General features: G+C 49.3%; 4 protein-coding genes. 2 read left to right on the plus strand and 2 right to left on the minus strand.

Annotated features, from left to right (window positions below; all coding sequences use genetic code 11):
* Window positions 1-683, plus strand: a 683-nt coding sequence (locus EBR25_12890) for a hypothetical protein (protein NBW41878.1), incomplete at its 5' end; no start/stop codon positions are given.
* A gap of 14 nt (window positions 684-697) precedes the next feature.
* Complete coding sequence (locus EBR25_12895; protein ID NBW41879.1) at window positions 698-1,450, plus strand: AAA family ATPase; 753 nt, start codon at window positions 698-700, stop codon at window positions 1,448-1,450.
* Between the two features lie 197 nt (window positions 1,451-1,647).
* Here the strand turns inward: EBR25_12895 and EBR25_12900 are convergent, their stop codons facing one another.
* Window positions 1,648-2,376 carry a hypothetical protein gene (locus EBR25_12900; GenBank protein NBW41880.1) on the minus strand — a complete coding sequence of 243 codons (729 nt, stop codon included), beginning with the start codon at window positions 2,374-2,376 and terminating at the stop codon, window positions 1,648-1,650.
* 365 nt (window positions 2,377-2,741) lie between these two features.
* Window positions 2,742-3,200, minus strand: coding sequence for an IS110 family transposase (locus EBR25_12905; protein NBW41881.1), 459 nt, complete (start codon window positions 3,198-3,200; stop codon window positions 2,742-2,744).
* Window positions 3,201-3,210: the final 10 nt, after the last annotated feature.

A 3,210-nucleotide genomic window follows, 5' to 3' on the forward strand; every position in this document is an offset into this window, starting at 1 on the left:
GCGAGCATCTCGAAAAGTTCAACAACAAAATCCACCGCATCTTTCGGCGCTCTCGTTCCGAGATGTTCGAGGGTGAAAAAAACTTCCTCCGCTCACTCACGGAGAACCCTTACGAGGTCGTTGTTCATCATCGTGGAAGAGTGCACCCGGACTGCCATCTCGCATTCGAGAAGAATTTTTACTCAGCCCCAGAAGCACTGAGAGGCAAGTTGCTCGACGTCTGGGCAGGAGAAAAGACCATCGAAATCTTCCATGAGGGAGTGCGTGTCGCTGTGCATCATCGAAGCAAAGGCAAGGGCCTCTTCGTGACCCAGAAGAACCACTACCCCGAAGCTCACCGTGCCTACTGCGAGGTCACACCGTTACATACAAAATCGCAGGCAGAGAGCATTGGACCGCAGACATCGGAACTCGTGGCAGGCATGCTAGCAGGTGACACTCCATTGAAGCAGCTTCGCCGTGCGCAGGGAATAGTCAACTTATCAAAGCACTACGCTTCGGAACACATCGAGGAAGCATGCTCCGCAGCAATCAGACTCAATCAAAAAAACTATGCCTTTATTAAACGCGTACTCGACAACAAAAAAGGAGGATCCACTCGAAAAAACACGAGATCAAAGGAAAATACCCCAATACTACGAGGAGAAAACCCTCTCCTGCGTGGTGAAACTCTCTTTCATTAAGGAGATCATTCAAAATGATGATTGAACAAACCAGACAAATGATGGCCCACCTGAAGCTCAACGGCATGCTCGAAAGCCTCGAACTTCGACTCGCAGAAGCAACCAGTCAAGGCTGGGGTCATGGCGACTTCCTTGCAGCCATCATGACTGACGAAAAGACCTTCAGAGACTCTGCTCACATTAAACGTAGAATCAAAAGCGCACGCTTCCGCACGGATGCCTGCATCGAGAAAATCGACACCACTGCCAAACGCAATCTGAGCGCAGCACAGGTGCGGGATCTTATGGAGCTGGGCTTCCTCACAGAACCACGCAATGTTCTTATCCAAGGCCCAACGGGTGTTGGCAAAACCTTTCTCGCAACTGCTCTTGGCAACCAGGCTTGCCGGCGCGGATACACAACAATCTTCATTGGGATTCATGAACTGATTGAAAAGCTCGAAATCGCCCGCACAGAAGGGAGCTATCTGCGCCTCAGGGACCGCCTCATCAAAACAGACTGCCTGATACTGGATGACCTTGGCATCAAGAAACTTCCAGCTTCGGTCGTCCAAGATCTTTACGACATTCTCGAAGAACGCTTTGCAACTCGTAGCACAATCATAACAAGCCAGATCCCACTGGAGAACTGGAAAGAGGTGATCGAAGACCCTGTCGCCCTGGAGGCCATCCTCGACAGGCTGATTCATGGCGCTGTACGGCTGAAACTCGAGGGAGAATCGATGAGGAAAAAGCGGATCCAAACCAAGGGGGTTGACTCTCATTGAGATCCAGTGGAAATCGAGAATCAACACGTCGGACGCAATGAACTGACGGGGTGGATCTCAATCAGGAAATCGACTGGATCTCAATGAGGAAATTCGGCACTCGGCGCTTGCGCGGGGTAAAACTTCAATCGGCCTGTCGATTTTTTTTCGTATCAATCTGAAATCTCACTCTTGCTCGGTGAGCCGCTGCCAAAGCCTCAGGGGCGGTGGAAATGGACGTTGAGAGAACGAACTTCTTCGATGTATTTTCTGCTCATCACTCTTTCGTCATTACAATTCATCAGCCCAAGCTGATGAAGCTTGCTCTTGATTCGAATACCGGCTCGCGAACGCTCTTCGACAAACTGAGACCGAGAACGAGACAACATTCGTGCCTCTTCGGTTTCCGCATCAGGCACACAAATTCCATTGATGCGCTTGTGGGCAAGATGCTCTGCAATTTTCAAGGAATCTCGTTTGTCCGTTTTCACTCGATCCCTCGCAGCAACTTCAAGCGAGCCTGGATTTATCACCAAACAATCGTAGCCCCACGAACTGATTTTTCTCTGTAGATGAAAACCGCTAAAACCAGCTTCATAGCCGCAAACAATTTCAGCTCCTGAAAAATGATTTGTGAAAAAAGTCTTTAAAGCGTCAGGATTTGCAGCGAGTGTCGCTTTCTTGATAACAACACCATCGCAAATAGCAGTGATCGCAAATGTTTTCTTGTGTACATCCAAACCGATATAGACTTTCTTTCCAAGATAACTGACGCTCATCTTCATCTCCTCCAACAATTGTTCATCGTTCTTTGTTGGAGATTTTCTCTTTTCTTCGAAATCAAGAAGGGCCCCAATGTACCGCCGCGGATGAAAAACGTAAGGCAAAAAATGCTCATCCGCGGCGGGTTGGGGTCTGGGGCAGATTGCCCCAGCTTGCAATGACACGCCTTCTCGATCGTCGCTCCTTCACAAACCCACCATAGTCACTAGACCCTCCTGCTATGGGGTAAGTCAAGTATCAGAAAAAATCTCCCCGTTCCGGCCAACCGCCGGCAAAAACATGCTTCTAAAATCTCGTCCCGATACACTCGCTCAATTCGACTTAAACTCGTTTGTCCGACAGCCTGCTATTCGTGGTCAACACCGAAGCGCCGCCACAAGTGATCTTATTCGTGTTCACAAAGAGTCTGCCCCATACACTAGACTACGCGGTCATTGAGCCGCAAGGAAGAACACGTGGTGGCAAACACGTTTGTCGGTAAAATCATCGAGTCAGCATCTCATCTCGCATCAATTTTCCTAAGTCGCAGCTAAGCTGTGAGTCCAAAATTTAGCTGCCAGTCTTTGCCTTTAGAAAAACATGCTCGAATCCTCCCTATAATTCTTCTGGCAACAGCGACAATTGCACGTTTTGCTCCGGCTCTCGAAGATATGCGCTGGTGCACAAGACGTAGAGCTTCATCTTGACTGATCGCTCGCCATGCTATCTCTATCAGGGCATGCCGAATGCGTGGATTTCCTTGGCGGCTGATGTGCCCCTTTCGTTGGGTATCTCCCGACGAATTTTCCGTCGGAGTTAATCCCAAAAAACTGAACAATCGATCTTCATTTTTAAATTGACTCATGTCTCCCAATTCATTCGCGAGGACACGCGAAGTGACCGGCCCTATTCCAGGTACACTGCGGTACACAGCTTCAACCTTTGAGTCGGCTTGAGCCTGCTCTGCGAGCTTCCTGTCGAAGGCTGAAATCTGATCATCCAATCGCAGCCAGAGCGAG

The organism is bacterium, assembly GCA_009926305.1.
In the GTDB taxonomy this organism is placed as follows: domain Bacteria; phylum Bdellovibrionota_C; class UBA2361; order UBA2361; family RFPC01; genus RFPC01.

Coding starts and splice junctions, on each gene's coding strand:
- EBR25_12895 (NBW41879.1), top strand. CDS start 698: ATGATGATTGAACAAACCAGACAAATGATGGCCCACCTGAAGCTCAAC.